Below are 20848 nucleotides of genomic sequence, written 5' to 3'. Positions count from 1 at the left end.
CCTTGAAGCAAGCGACGCCACAGGAATACATCCAGCGTCGTGCGCCATTCGCCTCATTAAGACAGCTTACGTGATAGCAGGTAGGCCACCAGCATCACGGGCGGAATCACGGTCAATAGCCCGATAGCGCCAACCAACCCGATACTTTCACCGACATTGCCCAGTAACAGGGGCGCCAGTAAGAGCGCCAGCCCTACCGACTGGGTGGCTCCCGCCGCAATTTTTGACAGAAACTGCGGCGGTTGCTGCGTCGCAACCGATAATATTAACGGGAAAAAATTCCCCAGACAGGCTCCTAAAATCGCCAGACTCACCAGTGCGACGGTGACATGGGGAACCAACCACAGAATAACCAAGCCGATTCCACCAACGATGATTGCCCCGATCAGCAGCGTGTTGATTTCATAGCGCAGCAGCAGGCGGCTCACCGCAATCCGCCCGACAATCGTGCCGCCGAAGTAGGCAGACATCATCCCGACGCTGGTCGCAACCGTTACGGATAACTGCTCTTCCAGAAACTGTGCGCCCCAAAAACCGATGCCCCACTCGGCTGAAATACCGAGGAAAATCATGCCGAACATCAGGAACGCCACCAGCGGCAGACGAGGGGAACGCTCCGCAGGATTGCTGGTTGAAGTGGCGATATTGACAGGCACCCGCGATAGATTTTCGGGCGCAATAAAGAGAAGAGGCAGCAGCGCGATGATGGGCACAAACATTGCCATCCGCCATCCCCAACCTGATTCCACCGCGAGGCTGACAAAGACCGGTCCGGCAAAGACCCCGATGGCGGCAAAAATGCATCCTTCCGTGATGGCAACCCCGCTATTTTCACCGTGATGACGTGCCAGCGATTCCTGAATGGCTATTTGCATCGCGCCACCCGCCAGCCCCAACACCAGCGACATGCTTAGCGTTGCCGATGAGGGCATTGGCAGGGAAAAAATGGCAACCGCAATCGTCACCGCGAACGAGCTGGTGAGCAGGATACGTTTTGGCGATACCCTTTTCGAGCAGTAGGTAACGATAAAGCCTGTCGCAAACATACCAATGGCGTAGAGACTAAAGTGCCAGCCAATCACGATTCTGGACAGTTGTAATTCATCACGCAGGAAAGGGGTAATAGAGCCAGGTACGGCCTGATGAAAGCCGCACACCACCGACAACATATATAAATAGAACGTGTAATAGTCGCGCTTGAATTGGGGTTTAACCAGGCTCTGTTCCGTCATCTATTCATTTCCTTTAGGGGAGAATTAGGGCTTACAAATATTTTTAATCACCAGGTGCTGAAGCAAAATAATGGTTTTGGCATCAATAATCTGGCCGTCATCAATCATTTGCAGCGCATCTTTAATCGGGATTTCCATGACCTTGATATCTTCGCCTTCTTCAGCGATACCGCCGCCTTCATTGATGCGCATCTCGTGCGTAAACGGCGCAATAAAGAAGTGTAGACGCTCGGTAACAGAACCGGGACTCATGAATATTTCACCAATTTTGGTGACCTCATTGAGCTTATATCCGGTTTCCTCCTCTGCCTCTTTTCTGATGGCCTCTATCGGGTCGCGTTCATCCAACAGGCCAGCACACGCTTCGATCAGCTCATAATGGTGACCCAGCAGAAAAGCCGGTAGCCGAAACTGACTGGTGAGAATGACCGTACGTGCATCCGGGTTGTAGAGCACGATGGTCGCACCGTGACCACGGTCATAAGCTTCGCGGATCAGCCGCTGTTCCGTTCCGTTTGAGCGTGTGTAAGTGATGTCGTATTTAGTGAGCTTTCCCCAGTCATTGGCTAATACCCAACTGTCATTGACGACCGCCGTCGTGGCAGAGGGTGCATAAGTCGTGTTTTTCATAGGTGATTACCGTTTGCAATGGATTCAAGCTGGGACAACCAGCGGGTTCGATTTTTTACCGCGTTTTCGGCATCAATAACAAATAGCCGGCTATCCGGTTTTCCGAGAATAACTTTGTTATAACTTGCATAGAGGGCCGCGGCCTCTTCTGACCTGAGCCATTGAAGTGCCTGAGTGACCAGTGGACGGTGGCGGGTCGTGCTAAAGCCTGCAAAGACTTCAGATTCAATGCCGATCGCATCTTGCGGTTCAACGAGTTGCAGCGTAGGGCATTCCCGTTGCCGATTTGAGGCCGCTATTTTTACCGTCACGCCAGCCGCGATCTGCCCTTCTCCGGTCAACCGGGCGGGCTCCCACGCGGAAGGTGGCCTGATGCACGCATTGCGATAAATATCAGAGAGGATCGCCCAGCCTTCGGGCTCACCGTAGAATTGCAGAATCGTCGCCAGCGCCAGAAAACCCGCGCCCGATACGGTTGGGTCAGGAAACGCAACCTTCCCCAGAAGCGCCGGTTGGGCAAGATCGACCCAGGATACGATATCCACACCCGTTTCAGAGAGGACGGCGGTATCGACAACGATCGCGGTTGAAAATCCGGTGATGCGCATATATCCATCGGCGTCAGCGCCCGGCGCAAATAGCCCCTCGCGTAAATCGAGGGTTCGCGAGGCGGTATCTGCCCACCCCAGAATCATATCCACCTGAGGAGCATGCAGCTCCTGAGCCAGCCTTGCCGTCAGGGCTGCCGTAGGCATTCTTTCAATATGGATCGCCACATCAGGCATGTGATGCGCGAGCGCGCGCAGATAATCCGCAAGCTCATAAGGTTCAAAAGAGCTATAGGCTTTGAGTGTGGCCTTTGAGCCGTCGCCCGTTGGGGCATGAATGAGAGTGGAAGTCATGTTGGTTCCTTTACCTCACGCGCTAAGCTTGCTGAGCATGGCCGTCAGCTTGTCGTCGTTGAAATCTGGGATCGCCGCTGATGCGCCATACTTCAGCAACGCCGCTTCATCCAGTGCGCCCGTCATACCGAAGGTAAATACCCCCGCCGCCGCCGCAGACTGAATACCGGGGCCAGAATCCTCAAACGCTAAGGCGTTTTCAGGCCCAACGCCCAGCAGTCGCATCGCTTCCGCGTAGGGATAAGGATCGGGCTTGCTGCGCGGCAGCTCCGCGCCGATAAGCAGATGATCGACGGACTCCAATAAATGTAGCCCCTTCAACATCATGATGGCGCTTTCACGCGGCGCGTTGGTCACCACAGCGATTCCAATGTTTCTGTCCTGCGCCCACTCGAAGAGTCCAGTCACGCCAGGGCGGCCTTCCAGCGGCCCCGTAAGCTGCTTCCTGAACAGCGCTTCTTTACGCTCTCCCAGTTCATAACGGTGCTCGGGCGATAGATTGGGGAAAAGATCGCGCGTGATGTGGTCCATCGGCGCGCCCATGATTTTTTCGTTGTAATAGTCAATCGTAACGGACTGACCAAAGTCGGCCAGGAGTTCATTAAACGCGGCCAGATGCAGCCGGTCTGTGTCGAGCAATGTTCCATCCAGGTCAAACAACAATCCTGCGGTAGTTTTCATTCCAATCTCTCCCAGCTAAGCAACGATTTCAGGACGACATATCGTCCTGGATAACACGGTCAAGTAACGGTGAAAAACGGCTAATGACTTCGGACGTGATCAGGCTGAAATCCGTCATGATGGCACCATCTAATGCGTATTGGCAGCGATCACGGCATAGCGCCTCACGCTGTGCAAGTTTTGGCACGATGACGGATAACAGAGACTCGGCTTTCTTAATATTATCAGCCATCTGCTCACTGACCATGGCGGCATTCACCGCCTCATGGGAGGTATGCCAGCAATCGTAATCGGTCACCATCGCGACCATGTTGTAGCAAAGCTCCGCTTCACGGCAGAGCTTCGGCTCTGGCATGGCGGTCATGCCAATAACCGTGCCACCCATTTGGCGATGGAATGCGGATTCCGCTTTGGTTGAAAAGTGCGGCCCTTCCATCACGACATACAGCCCCTTTGCCAGATGTGGAATGGCGAGTTCGTCCAGTGCATCAACCAGCAGCGAGTGGTTATCCGTGCAAACCGGCTTCCCAAAAGGAACATGCGCCACCACCCCTGAACCGAAGAAGGTATTTACGCGGCGGTACGTCCGATCGATATATTGATCGATCGCGACAAACGTACCGGGAGGGGCTTCTTCGACCAGGCTGCCAACGGCGCTGAACGAGATCACCTGCGAAACCCCCAGCGCCTTGAGCGCGGCAATGTTGGCTCTGACGTTAATTTCCGAGGGCAGCAGCCGGTGGCCGATGCCATGACGATTCACGATCGCTACCGGAATCCCGGCTATCTCGCCAAGCGTGATGATGCCGGAAGGGTCGCCAAAGGAAGTCGTGACATTGATGCGCTCAGGCGTTTCGATGATCGACAGAGAATCCATCCCGCTGCCACAGATGATCCCAATACGGGGTGGCGTCGTCGTTCGTTGATCAGTCATTAATCGTTCCTCTTTCCCTGTTTAGTGGCGATTGAACAGCCGTATTGACGAGCCGGTGGTATAGCTCAGAGAGCGCAGCAGGTTGCCCTCCTGAACCGAAGATCATTCCCTTTGCGATGTACTGCGTGTATCGTGGTTCATTGACTTTCAGCGCCCAGTCCACGGCGGGCATATATTGATAGCGAACGGTGGGATAAATGTGGTGTGCCAGATGATAGGCGTCGGACATCGGAAATATCAGATACCGCTGAATCGCACCGAACACGCCGGAAAAATCCGTGGCACGGCCATGTTCATAGTCATGGGCAAGCCGGTAGCGGGTTGGGCTATAAGGCGTGTGCCAGCGGTGTTTAGAGAGCAGCGACCACCACGAAAACAGCGGATAAATGGAGAAAACAGGAATCACCCACCCGACAATCAGCGCCGCAATGCCGCCCACCCACAAATAAAGCGCCACCACACTTATCGTCACGACGGCGCGCAGCAGCGCGGTCTGCTTCGAGGTGTTTTCTCGGAATACATCGCGGAAGTTGCCCTTGATGTTATTAACCAGACCTTTAAGGCTGACCGGATAGAACAAGGCTTTGATAAACTGACCACGGCTGATGCCGGGCACCATGCCTGCGGCAATCACCCGCCGCAGATTCGGATCTTTACCCGGAACGTCCGCATTAGGGTGATGTTCAATGACATGCGTAATAAAGCGCGAATCCATATCCCTTTTCAGCGTCGGGAACTGGAAAAACGTGTTGGACAGGAACCACTGTAGCTTCTTCGAGGGGCACAGCGCCACGTGCAGCGCATTGTGACCCAGCTCTTGTAGCGCTCTCATCCGCCCCGAGGTCACCACCGCCAGCAGCGCACCGGACAGCACGTTATAGTCCGTCCAGCGGAAGAACAGCACGGCGGCAAAAATCTCCAGCCAACAGTAGATAAACGGCAGCGGCGCGAAGAGCGTATCGAATCGCTTGTAGTAACTGATCTCATCTCTGTTGCCGGGGCTAAGTTTGAATTTCGGCAGGATCCGCTCACCGTCGCGATAATAAAGCGTGATCGCCAGCCGGAGAAAAAGACTTAACGCGATCAGTACCACCATCACATCGAACACACGATCTTGGCTTAGCATGTGAAACCCTCCATGGCATTGGCGAAATTAGCGGAAATAGGCGCGGTATACCGATGACAGATCCCCGAAAACAAACGGGTGAATCGCGCTCAGCCGTTCGTGCGTCTGATGGCCGTGTGAGACAGAAGCCATCTGCCAGCCACAGGCGTGTGCGACGTCGATGTCATGATCGGTATCACCGATCATCAGAGCCGTCGTTCCCGGATTTCCCAGTACTGAGTCTAGCGTTTCAGCAATACCCTGCTTGCCTTTAGCCTGGGTATTCGTGAGGCCAAACACATGGTCGACAAGATGGTCAATGCCAGCGCTGGCTAGATTGTTCTGTAACGTCTCGTGCTGGCTGGCAGACAGCACGGAGATGCTCACGCCGGTACGTCGCAACATACTGATGATATCGATGGCCCCCTGATGGAGAGGACACTGGTTGATTTCGCTATTGAAAATACGCAGATACGCGTGGATCAAATCGTCGAATCGCCCGCTCTCGCAGTCGATCCCGACCGCCTGATAGAACGACTGGATCGGGAACCCGAAATGCTCGCGATATCTCTTTGCATCGAGAGGAGGCAGCGTTTGTAACTCCCTCACCGCGTTCACCCCCTTCACCGCCAGCGCCAGGTCATCGACCAGCGTGCCATTCCAGTCGAAAATAACGTGTTTAATCGCAGTGCTATCTTTCATCGTGATATTCCTTATCGTATGGCTCGGGCAATGACGCTGGATAATGAGGCTCTGACTATGGGGAAACGATAGAGCGTGCGCTGCGCTTCTAGCAGGTTAGCGATCTTGAGGGTGGCAATCGCCACGTCCCGATTGTGGAACGACGCGGCGTGAACCAGGCTGATATACGTCTCTTTCAGCTTATTTTTCAGAGCGGCTTTGGCGGCCTGCTGGCTCAGGCTTTCATCGCTTTTTTTGGCCTGCTGCCAGGAGATTTCCGTCGCCATCACTTGCACATTCAGCACCTGCTGGGCCGAGATCGTGCACCGGAGATACTCAGGCAGAGCGACGTCCAGCGCTTCGGCTTGCAGGGCCGAAACACTCATCCCCTGACTGTAAATAGGGTTGATGCTGCATAGCGCATCTCCCACGACCAGAAAACCATCCGGCCATGACGGCATCAGGTCATAACGGCGTCTCAGGCTGCATGGCATCTTGAACTGGTGAAACTCACTCAGCGGCTCCAGCTTGCTGACCTCATCATGGATGTCAGGCACCGGCAGCTCGGCAAGGAATCGCATAAAGTCATGTTCATTGGGCTTGGGCGATTCGCCGAACCAGCCTCCGGCGGTGACGATATACTTGTCTCCCTCAATGGGACTGATGACACCCATACTGCGTTTTGTCGGCAGATTGGGCGTCACGAGCAGCACTTTCCAGCCGGTCTGACGCGTTGTGTCTTTCTTATAGACGCGCGACACATAGCCGAGCTGATTCTCGACCTCTTCACGCTGAACCTCGCCGTAGCCTAGCTGCTTCAGCCATGCCGCAGCCTTTGAGTTTCTGCCAGAGGCATCCACCACCAGATCGGCTTCCAGCGTTTCCTCCACTTGCCCGACGCTCGCGACAAGCCCTCGCACGGTTCCGTCATCATGAAGAAGGTGTTTAACCCGATAGCCCTCTTTAATCTCGATATTCGGTACGCGTCTGGCCGATTGTCTCAGAACATGCTCAAGCAGCGTTCTTGAACAATAGTGCGCGGTAATACCGGTCGGCCAGCGCTGTTTCCAGCCCACGCCAGCATAGCATTTCACGCCATGAGACAGATCGATCTCTTCAGCCCCGAAGTGCAGCAGCTCGTTCTTAAAACCGGGATAGAAATTCTCGATAATCTGGACACCGCGATTTAATAGCAGATGCACATGATGTTCCTGCGGCACCGTCCGACGCGTGCAAGGTTCATCACTAAACGTATCCAAATCGAGCAGCACAACGTCCTTGAAGTGCCTGGCAAGCGAACGGGCGACCAGACAGCCAGCAATGCTGGCGCCAATGACGATAGCCTTGCCTGTAGCATTATTTAATGTCGTCATGACAGAACCTCCTCCGTATGTTCAGGCTGAAAGCGATTGAGTACCGCTGCGATCACCGCGATGTCAGCCTGTCGGATATCCGGATGAACAGGTAAGGTGGTGATGGTCGCCAGCATCCGCTCGGCATTCGGGCACGGCGTGGCTTTGTCACGCAAAACGGGATACTGGTACAGCGCCTTGCAGTTATACAGGGCGATATCCGAGGGGATGCCAGCATGAGACTGATGTTCAAGTAAAGCGGCATTGCTGCCCGTCAGCGAACGCACGAGCAGTTTGGTGCCAGCGGGTTCACCACCGGAAATGATCGGCAACGGTTCGAGATAGGGGTTGGTCAGTAGCGTGCTCACCGCCTGCATGGTAGACAAACGCTGTTGCACATCCTGTTCCAGCCGATGAAGCCGTGCCAGCCCCAGCGCAGCCTGTAAACCACTGAGAGAGAAATTCAACACCGGATTACGGGACGCGGTGAAATCACAGTGCGTAAACTGCTTCGCCTTCAGCGCCAGTTCATCGTTATCCGTCAGAACCGCCCCGCCCTCGCCGGTAACCAGCGTTTTGCTGTGGTGCGTGGAAAACGTCGCCATATCGGCGTATTTCCAGAGGAATTCGCCATCTAATCTGGCCTTGTGCGCCAGCGCGATATCAAGCAGGTAGTACAAACCGTGCGCACGCGCAAACGCGGCAACTCGCTTCGCATCAACCGGATATCCCCACATCGGGATATCGATAATCGCTTTGGTTTTGTCGTCGATCAGGCGCTCAGCCATAGCCAGATCGATGGTGAAATCATCCGGGCTGATATCGCAAAATACCGGTTCAAGTCGCATAAACATGAGGGCGTATACCGTGCACAGCGGACATGTCGGCGTTAACAGCACCTTGTCCCCCGGTTTGAGGCCAAAGGCAGACAGCGCGACAACGAGCGAACCATACCCCGATGACGTGGCAATAGCCTGCCCGGCATTAAAATGCGTTTTTAGCTGCTGTTCGTATTGGCGAACGGTCTCGGATCGTCCTCCGATACCGCTGTTCAACGCAGCCAGCACAAACGCTTCTTCGCGGGTGCCGACAGGATAAAAGCTGTCTTTGATGGCGTGGGCGCCAGCCCCTGCGACCACAGAGGGAGATAGCGGCGGATTGGCAGCGTGTTGGCTATCAGCACCCATTCGGTAGCCCGCCGCACGATGCGCCGCATTTCTTGCCATCAGCGCCTGTAAACGAAGCCGCCCGACAGCACATTGGATACCACTTATCTTGTGGTTAACACCGACATGTATCCCATCCAAATCGGAGAATTGAGAGTAGCTTTTCGCTCGGCGTCCCCATTCGCGATGGCGAAAAAACACGGCCCCCCCTTCGCCAGTGGAAATCGCGGAATCCCCTTCTCGCAAGGACAACAGCCCAATGTCGAATCCCTCAGCGATCTGCCGGTGGTCGAGCATCGTGTCGATGGACGCGGTTAACTCAACAATCGTGACAAGTTGCCTCGCGCGGCTCATCTCAATAACGTGGGCGATGTCCTGACGATACAGAAAAGAGGAGGAAACCAGCACCGCTCTGGTTCTCTCACTAAAATGCTGCTCGAACGCAGCCAGCTGTACACGCAGCGTGCCAGGCTCATAGTCTGCGGCCACGGGTATCAACCCCGCATGCACCAAAGGCGACGTGACCCATGCCGGGACATCCGGCCCCACGATAACCTCATCGCCGGGCCGGAAATCGAGAGCACCGAGCATCACGCTGACGCCCCCGGTATCAGACGACGTCCCGACACATGCCGCAAACCCAGCCCAGTCTGCCAACTCGGATTCGAAGCGCGCGACCGTGGCAAGGGAGGTCTCCATATCCCCCGCCGCCACGGCAATAACGGCATCCAGCTCACGCTTTCGGGCCTGTACAGGATCGTGGAGATCGTTTGCAAAGATCGCGTCGTCCATGACCTCTTCCTTAGGCATTAAAATTGTCGTTCACGACACTGACGATGTAATCGATATCGCTATCGTTGAGCCCTTCATGGCAGGGAACGGTGAAGATGGTTTCAATGATGTGTTCCGCATTGGGACAAGGTTCTGCGTATGGCGTAAAAGCCGGTTCACGATAAAGCGGTTTGTATTTGTATCGAGTGGTGTCGGACATCACCCCCTGAGAAAACATGCGGTTACCTTGATCAACGCTCGCGCCGTTGAGGTGGTGGTAGACCATGGAATAGCCATTGATCTCCGCGCCCTGATAGCGGGGGAATTCCTGTATTGTCGGGATAGCCGACAGCGCCTGTCGGACTTTCTGCACGCGCTCGCGGCGATCCGCAATTTTGCGATCGAGTTTCTTTAACTGATTGATACCCAGCGCAGCGCACAGCGGTGGCAATTTGAAGTTGGTGCCGATGTCTTCGCCCAAGATATAGCCGTTGTTCCTGCTGGATGCTTTGAGCCCGTGGTGCTGCCACCTGAGCATCCGCTCATAGACATCATCATCATTGGTCAGACAGAAGCCGCCCTCGCCCGTACTCATCAGCTTGCGCTCATGGGTAGAGAAACAGGAAACATCACCAAACGTCCCCAGATATTGCCCGTCAGAGGTGGTACCAAACGCGTGAGCACAGTCCTCAATCAGCCGAATGCCTTGCGTCTTGCAAAAATCCACCACGGCACGCATTTCGATCGGGTAACCCCACATAGGGACAACAATCAATGCCTTGATCGGCTGTTCCTGCACGAGTTTGCGCAAGTGATCGAGATCCGGTGAAAAAGACAGGGGGGCGACATCGCAGAAAACCGGGACACAGCCTGTGGTGATAATCGGCAGGATCGTCATAATCGGCGCGGTAGGCGGCAGCGCAATACGATCGCCCGGCTGCAAACCCAGACCCCGAATCGCCAATTCAATCGCCACGGTGCCATTGCAGCACGGTAACGCCTTGGTCGTGCCAAAATATCTGGCAAGCGCGTGTTCGTATTCCGTCAATATGGGGGATTTACCCGAAAAACTCGTGGTATTAAACGCGGAAAGTACCGCGTCATAATCGCTTTGGTCGAAATTGATATGAAGATTCTGATACGTTTTTTCGGTCATAAGATAATCCCTTAACGTTAACCTGAACTTAATAATTAACCGCTAACACGCGTTTGCACTGTTCTTCGATAGCATCCATGCAGCGATAGGTTTCAATCAGCGTTGACAGCGCCGTCTTAGAATCCCGGTCGCCTGACTGAATAGCATTGATAAAATCGAGAATCTCACCCGTATATCCCGCTCTCGAATATCCCGAGGACAGCGGGCTGACGGCCCAGGTGTCACACCAGCGTTTGCGTTCACCTTTCAGATATGTTTTGTCCATATCCGCAACGCTAATCGTACTCAGTGATGTGCTCTTAATATGAAGCCGGTCATCGGCTAATACGTCTAAATCAAAAGTGAAGTGTGGCGAGGTATTACTGGTAATGAGCGTGCCGTGAGCACCATTAACGAACTCCAGTAATACGCTAAATATAATATTTCCGTCGCTGCTATTATCCGCCACCGATAATTTCTTGACCGAGCCACAGAGATGTATCAGGAGATCGAGGCCGTGAATAGTCTGTGCATGCAAAAAGGATTTTAACACGCTGTTATAATCCCAGAGTACAGAGACCGGCTTATTCGCCATTTGCCGTAAACTGATCATCTGTATTTTATCGTTATAGATTTGTTTAATACGTTCAGTTACATCTGCAAAACGAAAGTTCATACCGGAGCCGGTAATCACGCCTTTTCGCTTCGCCATTTCAGCAAGGCGAATAACATCTTCAGAACTCGCCGCTACAGGTTTTTCTAATAAGACAGGGATACCACGTTCTATCGCATCATAGGCTATCCGATAATGTGCAGAAGGATAACACGCCACGATGACCGCATCGAGTTTGCATTTATCCATCATTTCACAATGATTACTGAATATCTTTTCTTCATCAAATTTAAACAGAGTCGCCGCTTCCAGACACTTTGCTGGGTCAGTATCGCAAATCGCCGCAATTTCCACGCCAAATAATGCATTACACGCGGGTATAAGATTTTCACGAGCTTGTGCACCAAATCCAACGAATCCGATTTTCATAATACCTCCATTTTTTCTCTCAGTATTAAAAGCGATGGGAGCTGCGTGTAATCTTCAAGCCTGTCAATGCTTATCCACTGTAAATTTGTCGCCTCTTGTTCATTGATGACCAGCGGTACATGCCTGTCAGCCTGTAGCAAAAAACGAATATCATAGTGGTAATGTTCAGGCTCTTTGGGGTTGGCGGGAATGAGGTGAATATCGATATCCAATATCTCGTTAGAGACAACATTAACGTCTGCGATGCCTGTCTCTTCCTGTGTTTCTCGTAATACGGTATCGATAATATCGGCATTACCGTCACAGTGACCACCGGGTGGTAACCACATATTCAGTTTTTTATGTCTTAAAAGAAGGGTGTGTTGTCTTTCTTTATCCACTATAAAAGCGGTTCCCGTAACATGGCCTTCTAATGTGGATCGTTCAAAGGGGTGGGACGTCGCATCAATAAAATATTGCAGACGTTTAGCATTCACATCATCTCTATCTGTTGTGATAGGAAACTTATAGCTGATGTCAGCATTAAGTTTCAGAATTACACTTCTGCCATCTTGCACGTTTATTCCCTCAAGCGTCTTATGACATAAAACATATTATTCACACAGCATAAGCCCCGCATCAGTCTTTCCATATCACTGACAACGTCGTTATTACATAAAAACCGCAAGGCACATCAGATAGATTTATTATAGTTAAAAAAATAATTAGACCGCTAATTTAAAACGTACCATGTTCTATAAAACCAATGACATCACAAAGGCTAAAACTTATCGTCTTAATTAAATAAATAGGATACATATTAAATATATAGACCTGTTATATGACAAATATAAGACAAGCTATACGCTCACTGTTACTCGCTTATTAATACGTGAGTAAAATATCAGAAAACAATCTATACACAATGGCTTTGCAACTTATTTTCACCATAATAAAACATAAAAAATACTAATTTAATGATTTTCATTAACATTTTTGCAAAAAAAATTTGTAACCGCTTACCCCGTACGAGCAGTACGCACGGGGTTACCGCTTTAGCCATGCTCAATCAACATCACCGCACTCGTATCCGCCTCCAGCGCGTCAAACAGATGCGGGACGTCGGCGGAGTAGCTGATGTAATCCCCCGCGCTCAGTTCAACGGGCTGTGCAACAGGCCCAATTCTGGCGCGACCGCGGCTCAGAATCACGTGTTCAATCGTCCCCGGTCTATGCGGTTGAGAGACTCTGGCTTCCCCCGGCTGTACATTAAGCCGATAAATATCACGCTGCGCGCCTACCGGACACACAGCCAGCAGCGTCGCGGCATAGTTTGCCTGCTCCGAATAGGTTGCTGCGCCTTCGTTAGCCCGAATCACCTGCACGTGTTGGCGAGATTGGCCAATCAGCTGGCTGACCTGTACATCAAGCGCCATCGCCAGCGCCCAGAGCGTTTCCAGACTCGGGTTGCCAATCCCAGTTTCCAACTGTGAAAGCGTTGATTTTGCCAGCCCCGCCCGCTTTGCCAGCTCGGTCACTGACAGATTTAGCCGCTCACGTTCCCGCCGAATAGCAACGGCCAGCCGCGCGATGGGCGTAATCGCCTGCGCACCATTTTCCTGATTATCGATTGTCATATTGTTCACCATAATGACTATTTGTTCGACTTGACGAACAAAGGCATTGTGTTCATTATTTTGTCCTGTTGTTCATTATAAAAAATTTTGTTCACTATAACAGCACACACTTTGCACAAATAGGCAGGAAAAAATGACATCTCAGACTCGCGGCACGATAGAAATGGCTATCGCGATGATCATTTCTGGTACGGTTGGCTGGTTCGTTTTGACGTCAGGACAGCCAGCCATGACGGTAGTCTTCTGGCGCTGCGCGTTCGGCGCATTGACGATGCTGATCGTCTGTGGGCTATTGGGCTTGTTGCGACGGGGCGTCATTAACCGGAAGCAGGCTGGTATTGCCCTACTCGGCGGCCTGGCGCTGGTGTTCAACTGGACGCTGCTATTTGGCGCTTATGCGCATGCGTCTATCGCCGTCGCCACCGTGGTGTATCACACGCAGCCCTTTATGTTGGTGGGGCTAGGCGCGATCTTTTTCAGGGAAACGCTGACCCTCAACAAACTCTGTTGGCTACTGCGCGCCTTTGGCGGCATCGTGCTGATCGTCAGCGCGCAAACGGGAATCGATAGCGCTGACAAAGGCTATCTGTCTGGCGTGCTGATGGCATTGGGTGCCGCGTTTTTCTACGCCGTGGCGGCCGCGATAACGAAAAAGCTGTCAGGGATCCCGCCGCACGTACTCGTACTCATACAGCTGCTCGTTGGCGTCGTAGTTCTTGCCCCCTTTGCGGCAATGCCTGTTGCACCAATGGCTTCACAGTGGGAAATTCTGGTGGCGATTGGCGTAATCCATACCGGGCTGATGTCGACGCTGTTGTACAGCGCGATCCAGAAAATCCCGACCGCGCTGGTTGGGGCACTGTCGTTCATCTATCCCGTTATCGCAGCGCTGGTTGACTGGGCCGCGTTTGGGCATCGGTTGGATGCCATGCAGCTTGCAGGGGCGGTGGCGATTCTGCTGTCCGCCACCGGAATGACGTTCGGCTGGCGCATCACATTCAGCAGGCAAGGGATTCGCCTGCGTCAGGCAGTACGTTCGGGGGAAAAACAGAATGTCTTTCCCCCGATACAACCGAATCATCCCGATTAAAGCGCTTCCAGCGCCAGGAGTTCTTCCAGCGTCTGGCGACGGCGAATCAGGCGCGGCTCGCCGTTTTCAAACAGCACTTCCGGCAGCAGCGGACGGCTGTTGTAGTTCGAAGACATGGATGCGCCGTACGCGCCGGTGTCGTGGAAGACCAGATAGTCGCCCACCTGCGCATCCGGGAGCGCGAACGTTTCCACACCGCCGCCAGCCTGTTGGGTAAACACATCACCGGATTCACACAGCGGCCCGGCAATCACGCTATCGCGCAGCGTGGACTGGCTGGTATCGCGGCCATCACCCGGCAGCAGAGAAACATGGTGATAGCTGCCGTACATCGCCGGACGCATCAGGTCGTTAAACCCGGCATCAACCAGCACAAAGTGACGGCTTCCCATGGATTTGACCGCCCGCACTTCCGCCACCAACACGCCAGATTCCGCGACCAGAAAACGTCCTGGCTCGATTTCCAGCGTCACCGGATGGCCGAGGTGCGCGGCAATTTTTTCACGTGCCGCGTTCCACAATCCGTAATAGTGTTCGGTATCAATCGCTTCTTCGCCGTGGCGATACGGAATCGACAGCCCGCCGCCCGCTGAAATCGCCTTGATGTCCTGCCCCAGCTCAACAACCTGACGCACCATCGCCTCGCACACCTGTTCCAGATGGCCGTAATCCACACCGGAACCAATGTGCATGTGGATGCCTACCAGCTTAAGTTGGTAGCGCTGAATATGCGCCAGCGCCAGCGGCAAATCACCGTACCAGATACCGTGCTTGCTGTTTTCACCGCCGGTGTTAGTTTTCTGACTGTGACCATGACCAAAGCCCGGATTCACGCGCAGCCATACCGGATGCCCCGGCGACTGCTGACCCAGTTGTTCCAGCATATCAACCGAACCGGCGTTCACTGGAATGTTCAGTTCAGCAACACGTTGCAGCGTCGGGCGATCCAGCAGATCGGCAGTAAACACAATCTCATGCGCATCGGTGCCCGGTACAAACCCAGCAAGCAGCGCACGCTCGATCTCACCCAACGATACCGAATCCACTTTCACACCCTGCTCACGCATCAGGCGCAAAATATGCGTGTTGGAACACGCCTTCTGCGCGAAGCGGATGGTGTCGAACTGGCGCAGTTGGGCAATGCGGTTAACGATGGTTTGCGAATCATAAGCCCAAACAGGGCAACCAAAGCGGGCAGGCAGTTCACGCAGGCTTTGCGCGTTCAGCGCATGGGTTACGTCATTCAGATCGTGAGGCATAAAAGTTACCGATTTACAGGGTTAAACGTGGTTGAGAAACACTATAAAAATCCCCTAACGGGTAAACAAATATCGTTTTAAGCAGACTCTATTCATTTCTGATATGGTTTATCACAACGGTAGTGATAAGAATGAAAGGGAGCGGCATGGCGGCAATATCTTTGCGGCACATCGAGATTTTCCATGCGGTCATGACGACCGGGAATCTGACAGAAGCGGCAGTACTACTGAATACCTCGCAGCCGACCGTCAGCCGCGAGCTGGCACGTTTTGAGAAACTGATTCAGATGACGCTGTTTGAGCGGCTGCGCGGCAGGCTTTACCCCACCGCGCAGGGGCTACAGCTGTTTGAAGAAGTGCAGCGCTCCTATTATGGTTTGGATCGCATTATCAACGCCGCCAGCGATATTCGCCGTTTTCAGCAGGCGCAGCTTTCCGTTGCCTGTCTGCCTGTGTTCTCACAGTCGCTGCTGCCGGATGTCTGTAAGCCACTGCTGGCACGCTATCCGCGGCTTAATTTGCACATCATTCCGCAGGAATCGCCGCTGCTGGAGGAGTGGCTATCCGCCCAGCGCCACGATTTAGGCTTAACGGAAAACAGCCTCACGCCAGCCGGTACAGAGCGGCAAACGCTGATGTTACTCAATGAAGTCTGCGTGCTGCCTGCCGGGCATCCGCTGGCGCAAAAAGCAGTGCTCACGCCGCAGGATTTTGCCGATGAACCCTTTATCAGCCTGTCGAGCGCCGACAGCTATCGTCAACTGCTGGACAAGCTGTTTCAGGAACAGGGCGTGTCGCGCCGGATGGTGTTGGAAACCCACAGCGCAGCGTCGGTGTGTGCGATGGTACGGGCAGGCGTCGGGCTGTCCATCGTCAACCCGCTCACCGCATTGGATTATGCCGCCTCTGGCGTGGTCGTGCGGCCTTTCAGCATCGACGTGCCCTTTACGGTCAGCCTGATTCGTCCGTTGCACCGCCCTGCGTCGGCACTGGTCGATACCGTCATTGAGCAACTCAGACGGTACGCTGCCGACGTGCCTTCACGTCTGGAGCAGGTCTTGCGGCGCTAACGTACCATTTGAGTCGTTAGCCCCATCACTGCGCTGATGGCAGCACCAGTGATTCATTGCCGCTCAGGTTGCCGCTGACCGGTATCGTAAACTTTTCATCGCCACGGGAAAAATGCCACAGGCTTTTGCCGAAATAGGTGTAGGTCAGGCAGTTGTGAATCGAGAGATCGGTCAGCTGTCGCGGAATACCGTGCTCATTCAAATAAGAAGGCGATGCACACAGCACCGACTCACAGCGTGCCAGCGGTCGGGCAATCAGATTGGGATCCAGTTCGTTGGTGATGCGCAGCGCCAGATCGATGCGCTCCTCGACCAGATGCACCGCGCGGTTATTCATTTGCAGATCGATAGCGACACGGGGATGGTGCCGCAGGAAAGCCGTGATCGCCATACCGAGCGCTCCCTGCGCCAGCGACTGCGAACAGCTAAGACGCAGCAAACCGCTTAACGTGGCATTGTCGGTCTCGGCCTCGACGCGCATATCCGCCGTCAGCGCCAGCATCTCCCGACAGCGCACCAGCGTTTTTTCCCCCGCATCCGTCAGGCTCAGCTTGCGCGTCGTTCGGTGCAGTAGCCTCGCCCCTGCCCACGTTTCCATCTCCGCCAGATAGCGCGTCACCATCGCCCGGGACATGTCCAGCGTCTCTGCCGCGGCGATCATGCTGCCGCGATCTATAATAGTCACGAACACTTCGGCTGCCGTAATACGATCCATTAATTAGTCCGTTTTATGCAACAAATAATTGCCTTATTTGCGGTTTTTCGTACGATTAATGCAACATAACATGACCCCACTTTCTGTCATACCTGTGAGTATCACCATGTCTAAATCTATCGCTTTTACCGTATCTTTACTCGCTGCCTCGCTGGGTCTGGCTTCTGCTGCTCACGCCGCAGAGTTAAAAATCGATGTGTTTAACCCTGGTGAAGCCAGCGTATTCCCAGTTTCCTCCGAAATTATCAGCGGTGATAAAGAAGTTGCTCTGATCGATGCGCAGTTCCAGCGTAATGATGCACAAACGCTGGTTGATCGCATCAAAGCCACTGGCAAAAAACTGACCACCGTTTATATCAGTCATTCCGATCCTGACTACTATTTCGGTCTGGACGTGATTAAAGCCGCCTTCCCAGACGCGAAAATTATTGCCACTCAAGCCACCATCGACGCAATCAACGCCAGCAAAGACGGCAAAGTGGCGCATTGGGGCCCCGTTCTGAAAGAAAACGCGCCGAAAGAGATCGTGGTTCCTCAACCGCTGGAAGGCGATAGCTTTACCGTTGACGGCAAAAAACTGGAAGTAAAAGGGCTGAAAGGGCCAACGCCAGATCGCACGTTCGTCTGGATCCCTTCGCTGAAAGCCGTTGTCGGTGGTATTCCGGTATCTGCCAACATCCACGTCTGGCTTGCCGATACCCAAACGCCGGCATCTCGCGTTCACTGGCGTGAAACGCTGAAATCCATCGAAGCGCTGAAACCGACCACCGTCGTACCGGGTCACTTTATCGCACCAACGGATTACACCTTGAAAAACGTGACCTTCACGCTGCAATATCTGGAGACGGTGGAAAAAGAGCTGGCAAAAACCAAAGATTCTGCCGAGCTGAACGCCGCAATGAAAAAACACTACCCAACACTGAAAGAAGAATCAGGTCTTGAACTGAGCGCGCAAGTTCTGAAAGGTGAGATGAAATGGCCACAGTAAGACTGCATTACATTTATGATCCCTTGTGCGGCTGGTGCTACGGTGCCGCTCCACTCGCTCTGGCCGCGCAGGAGATTGACGGGCTGGATCTGATCCTCCACGGCGGCGGTATGATGACGGGCAGCAATAGCCGCACCATCACCCCCGAGTGGCACGATTATGTGCTCCCTCACGATCGCCGCATTGCGCAAATGACCGGGCAAACCTTCGGAGAAAATTATTACGAAGGACTGCTACGCGACACCAGCGTCGTGCTGGATTCCGCGCCGCCGACAACTGCCGTACTCGCCGCGGAAGCGATGGCAGACAAAGGCATGGCGATGCTGTACCAGATCGAACAGGCACACTACGTTTCTGGGCTCAAGATCGCCGATGCTGCCGTGCTGCGTCAGTGTGCAGAAGAAATCGGCCTGGATGGCGACGCCTTCAGCACCGAGTTCGCCTTTATTCGGGTAAAAGCGCTGTCAAAACACATCAGCGCCAGCCGGGAATTACTGGCGAAAGTTCGTGGGCAAGGCTTCCCCACGTTTGCGCTGGAAGATGCTAACGGGACTTTCCAGCAAATTCCGTTGGCAAGCTACCTCGGTCAGGTAGACACGTGGCGCAAGGTGCTGACACAGATGGTCAGCCGCTCAGCAGCATAATCGTCCTCACCAACCTTCATGGGAGCAAGCCAATGCGGCATGCTCCCTTTTTCGTTCGCGATGCAGTTTGTATCTCATCCCCTTAAACCGCTACAGTATCGCCTTCGTGATCAATCAGCATGCTACCGCGCTTATTCATCATCCCGTTGAGAGGAAAGCAGCGTGAACGAACGAGTTACAGAGTCAACGCTAACAATAATGTGGGAGATTGGCGATGAAGTTAAGCCATAGCTTTAGCAGTGCATTAAGAACCTTCGCCTATTTCATGGCCAGCGGCACCCAAAATACGCTTAAAGGCATTGATTACCTTTCACTATATGGTGAAGAGCCCAGCGCGTTTGAACAGGTTTTTGCTATCTACGCCAATGTGTTAGAACTGGATGAAGACGGCAACGTATTGAACGCCAAATATGCCGAAAAACGCGCTACAGACTATTTACGACACTACTGCGACCCCAGCTTCACTGTCGAACCACCTTATGAAGACTGGGAAGTTGAGCTGCATTAATGATCTACAACGTGAATTAACGAACACCGAACAGTAGTGCAGTCGGTCAGCGTGCGGGCGCTTCTCTATGTTATAGTGAGCTATATCTCCCTGCGAAGAACCCGAGACAATAAGGGTGACAGGGATGCTGACAACGCTCAAACCAGGCCACACCACCAGACACACACGAAACGATAACTGACAAATCATGACCGACGTAAAATCAGGTACACACAATACGGTATCAGCCGACTCCCGCGCCTCTCGCCTTAACCGCTTCTCCATCGCGCCGATGCTCGACTGGACCGATCGTCATTGCCGTTACTTTCTTCGCCAGTTGACTAGCCAGACATTGATGTATACCGAGATGGTGACGACGGGCGCGATTCTTCATGGTAAAGGCGACTATCTGGCCTACAGCGTGGAAGAACATCCAATAGCGCTACAGCTCGGCGGGAGCGATCCGCAAGCGCTGGCGCACTGTGCCAAACTGGCTGAGCAACGCGGCTATGATGAAGTTAACCTGAACGTCGGCTGTCCGTCCGATCGCGTACAGAATGGCCGCTTCGGAGCCTGCCTGATGGGCGAAGCCGCACTGGTAGCGGACTGCATCAAAGCGATGAAAGACAGTACCTCAATCCCGATTTCGGTGAAAACCCGCATCGGCATTGACGATCAAGACAGCTATGAGTTCCTGTGTGAATTTATTCAAACCGTCGCCGAACGCGGCGAGTGCGATACCTTTATCGTACACGCGCGCAAAGCCTGGCTTTCGGGCCTGAGTCCGAAAGAGAATCGGGAAATTCCGCCGCTGGATTATCCGCGCGTTTATCAGCTCAAGCGCGATTTCCCCGCGCTCACCCTCGCTATCAACGGCGGCGTCAAAACGCTGGAAGAAGCCAAAATACACTTACAGCATCTGGATGGCGTGATGATGGGGCGCGAAGCCTACCAGAATCCCGGTATTCTGGCGCAGGTTGACCGCGAACTGTTTGGCATTGATGCCGCCACGCCGGATCTGGCTGGCGTGGTACGTGCCATGTACCCCTATATCGAACGCGAACTCTCGGGCGGCGCAGCATTAGGCCACATCACGCGTCACATGCTCGGCATGTTTCAGGGCATCCCCGGCGCGCGCCAGTGGCGGCGCTACCTGAGTGAAAACGCCCACAAACCCGGTGCCGACGCAACGATAGTCGAGCGTGCGCTGGCGCTGGTTAATTTGGTTTAAAAAACACTAACAGTTAGTATTTTTTATCAACCTTCTTTCATTTCTCTTCCCGACGTCGCTGATAAATCAACCACTTACCAGCGGCACATCTTGGCACGGTTCTTGTAATGGCTTGTG

The 20848-nt window shown here is 53.5% G+C and carries 20 protein-coding genes and 1 pseudogene; 6 read left to right on the top strand and 15 right to left on the bottom strand.

Going from position 1 to position 20848, the window contains the following annotated elements; all coding sequences use genetic code 11:
• Nucleotides 1-56: 56 nt before the first annotated feature.
• From O1Q74_RS03435 to O1Q74_RS03375, 13 genes are all read right to left on the bottom strand, one after another.
• Nucleotides 57-1232 carry an MFS transporter gene (locus O1Q74_RS03435; protein ID WP_271876091.1) on the bottom strand — a complete coding sequence of 392 codons (1176 nt, stop codon included), beginning with the start codon at nucleotides 1230-1232 and terminating at the stop codon, nucleotides 57-59.
• 24 nt (nucleotides 1233-1256) lie between these two features.
• A complete protein-coding gene (locus O1Q74_RS03430) occupies nucleotides 1257-1862 on the bottom strand; it encodes an NUDIX domain-containing protein (protein WP_271876090.1) in 606 nt (201 codons plus the stop codon).
• Nucleotides 1859-2764, bottom strand: a complete 906-nt coding sequence (locus O1Q74_RS03425; protein WP_271876089.1) for a substrate-binding domain-containing protein — start codon at nucleotides 2762-2764, stop codon at nucleotides 1859-1861. Before O1Q74_RS03425 ends, O1Q74_RS03430 begins: the two co-directional genes overlap by 4 nt.
• 15 nt (nucleotides 2765-2779) lie before the next feature.
• A complete protein-coding gene (locus tag O1Q74_RS03420; protein WP_271876088.1) occupies nucleotides 2780-3445 on the bottom strand; it encodes an HAD family hydrolase in 666 nt (221 codons plus the stop codon).
• Between the two features lie 28 nt (nucleotides 3446-3473).
• Nucleotides 3474-4379: an S-methyl-5'-thioadenosine phosphorylase gene (gene mtnP, locus O1Q74_RS03415; RefSeq protein ID WP_271876086.1), complete on the bottom strand. Its 906-nt coding sequence runs from the start codon at nucleotides 4377-4379 to the stop codon at nucleotides 3474-3476.
• A complete protein-coding gene (locus O1Q74_RS03410; RefSeq protein ID WP_271876085.1) occupies nucleotides 4372-5505 on the bottom strand; it encodes a fatty acid desaturase family protein in 1134 nt (377 codons plus the stop codon). The genes mtnP and O1Q74_RS03410 overlap by 8 nt, the downstream gene beginning before the upstream one ends.
• 27 nt (nucleotides 5506-5532) lie before the next feature.
• Nucleotides 5533-6186: an HAD family hydrolase gene (locus tag O1Q74_RS03405; protein WP_271876084.1), complete on the bottom strand. Its 654-nt coding sequence runs from the start codon at nucleotides 6184-6186 to the stop codon at nucleotides 5533-5535.
• An 11-nt stretch (nucleotides 6187-6197) separates the two neighbouring features.
• Nucleotides 6198-7538 carry an FAD-dependent oxidoreductase gene (locus O1Q74_RS03400; protein WP_271876083.1) on the bottom strand — a complete coding sequence of 447 codons (1341 nt, stop codon included), beginning with the start codon at nucleotides 7536-7538 and terminating at the stop codon, nucleotides 6198-6200.
• On the bottom strand, nucleotides 7535-9475 hold the full coding sequence (locus O1Q74_RS03395) for a DegT/DnrJ/EryC1/StrS family aminotransferase (protein ID WP_271876081.1): 1941 nt from the start codon (nucleotides 9473-9475) through the stop codon (nucleotides 7535-7537). The genes O1Q74_RS03400 and O1Q74_RS03395 overlap by 4 nt, the downstream gene beginning before the upstream one ends.
• A gap of 10 nt (nucleotides 9476-9485) precedes the next feature.
• Entirely contained in the window at nucleotides 9486-10610 is a 1125-nt protein-coding gene (locus O1Q74_RS03390; protein ID WP_271876079.1) for a DegT/DnrJ/EryC1/StrS family aminotransferase, read from the bottom strand.
• Between the two features lie 28 nt (nucleotides 10611-10638).
• Nucleotides 10639-11631: a Gfo/Idh/MocA family oxidoreductase gene (locus O1Q74_RS03385; protein ID WP_271876078.1), complete on the bottom strand. Its 993-nt coding sequence runs from the start codon at nucleotides 11629-11631 to the stop codon at nucleotides 10639-10641.
• Nucleotides 11628-12188, bottom strand: a complete 561-nt coding sequence (locus O1Q74_RS03380) for an NUDIX hydrolase (protein ID WP_271876076.1) — start codon at nucleotides 12186-12188, stop codon at nucleotides 11628-11630. Before O1Q74_RS03380 ends, O1Q74_RS03385 begins: the two co-directional genes overlap by 4 nt.
• A gap of 477 nt (nucleotides 12189-12665) precedes the next feature.
• The gene (locus O1Q74_RS03375; protein ID WP_442953116.1) at nucleotides 12666-13259 is read right to left on the bottom strand and encodes a helix-turn-helix domain-containing protein; all 594 of its coding nucleotides are present in this window, start codon (nucleotides 13257-13259) and stop codon (nucleotides 12666-12668) included.
• A gap of 121 nt (nucleotides 13260-13380) precedes the next feature.
• Here O1Q74_RS03375 and O1Q74_RS03370 point away from each other — a divergent pair, with 121 nt between their 5' ends.
• The gene (locus O1Q74_RS03370; RefSeq protein WP_271876074.1) at nucleotides 13381-14337 is read left to right on the top strand and encodes a DMT family transporter; all 957 of its coding nucleotides are present in this window, start codon (nucleotides 13381-13383) and stop codon (nucleotides 14335-14337) included.
• Here the strand turns inward: O1Q74_RS03370 and lysA are convergent.
• Nucleotides 14334-15596 carry a diaminopimelate decarboxylase gene (lysA, locus tag O1Q74_RS03365; RefSeq protein WP_271876073.1) on the bottom strand — a complete coding sequence of 421 codons (1263 nt, stop codon included), beginning with the start codon at nucleotides 15594-15596 and terminating at the stop codon, nucleotides 14334-14336. The two genes, O1Q74_RS03370 and lysA, sit on opposite strands and share 4 nt — an antisense overlap.
• 146 nt (nucleotides 15597-15742) lie before the next feature.
• Between lysA and O1Q74_RS03360 the strand changes: the two genes are divergently transcribed.
• Nucleotides 15743-16666: a LysR family transcriptional regulator gene (locus O1Q74_RS03360; RefSeq protein ID WP_271876072.1), complete on the top strand. Its 924-nt coding sequence runs from the start codon at nucleotides 15743-15745 to the stop codon at nucleotides 16664-16666.
• Nucleotides 16667-16706: 40 nt separating this feature from the next.
• Here the strand turns inward: O1Q74_RS03360 and O1Q74_RS03355 are convergent.
• Nucleotides 16707-17381: pseudogene (locus O1Q74_RS03355) on the bottom strand (LysR substrate-binding domain-containing protein); the annotation flags it as partial.
• Nucleotides 17382-17487: 106 nt separating this feature from the next.
• On the opposite strand from O1Q74_RS03355, the gene O1Q74_RS03350 reads away from it, so the two are divergent.
• From O1Q74_RS03350 to dusA, 4 genes are all read left to right on the top strand, one after another.
• Nucleotides 17488-18369: an MBL fold metallo-hydrolase gene (locus O1Q74_RS03350; RefSeq protein WP_271876071.1), complete on the top strand. Its 882-nt coding sequence runs from the start codon at nucleotides 17488-17490 to the stop codon at nucleotides 18367-18369.
• Entirely contained in the window at nucleotides 18357-19013 is a 657-nt protein-coding gene (locus O1Q74_RS03345) for a DsbA family protein (RefSeq protein WP_271876070.1), read from the top strand. The genes O1Q74_RS03350 and O1Q74_RS03345 overlap by 13 nt, the downstream gene beginning before the upstream one ends.
• 214 nt (nucleotides 19014-19227) lie before the next feature.
• Nucleotides 19228-19521, top strand: a complete 294-nt coding sequence (locus O1Q74_RS03340) for a DUF7677 family protein (protein WP_039361404.1) — start codon at nucleotides 19228-19230, stop codon at nucleotides 19519-19521.
• Between the two features lie 187 nt (nucleotides 19522-19708).
• Nucleotides 19709-20731 (top strand): tRNA dihydrouridine(20/20a) synthase DusA, encoded by a 1023-nt coding sequence (dusA, locus tag O1Q74_RS03335; protein ID WP_271876069.1) that lies wholly within the window; start codon nucleotides 19709-19711, stop codon nucleotides 20729-20731.
• The last annotated feature ends 117 nt before the right edge of the window (nucleotides 20732-20848 follow it).

The sequence above is a fragment of the Pectobacterium sp. A5351 genome (genome assembly GCF_028335745.1).
In the GTDB taxonomy this organism is placed as follows: Bacteria; Pseudomonadota; Gammaproteobacteria; order Enterobacterales; family Enterobacteriaceae; genus Pectobacterium.
The sequence above is the reverse complement of the archived record's forward strand: the minus strand, read 5'-3'. Positions and strand labels throughout refer to the sequence as shown.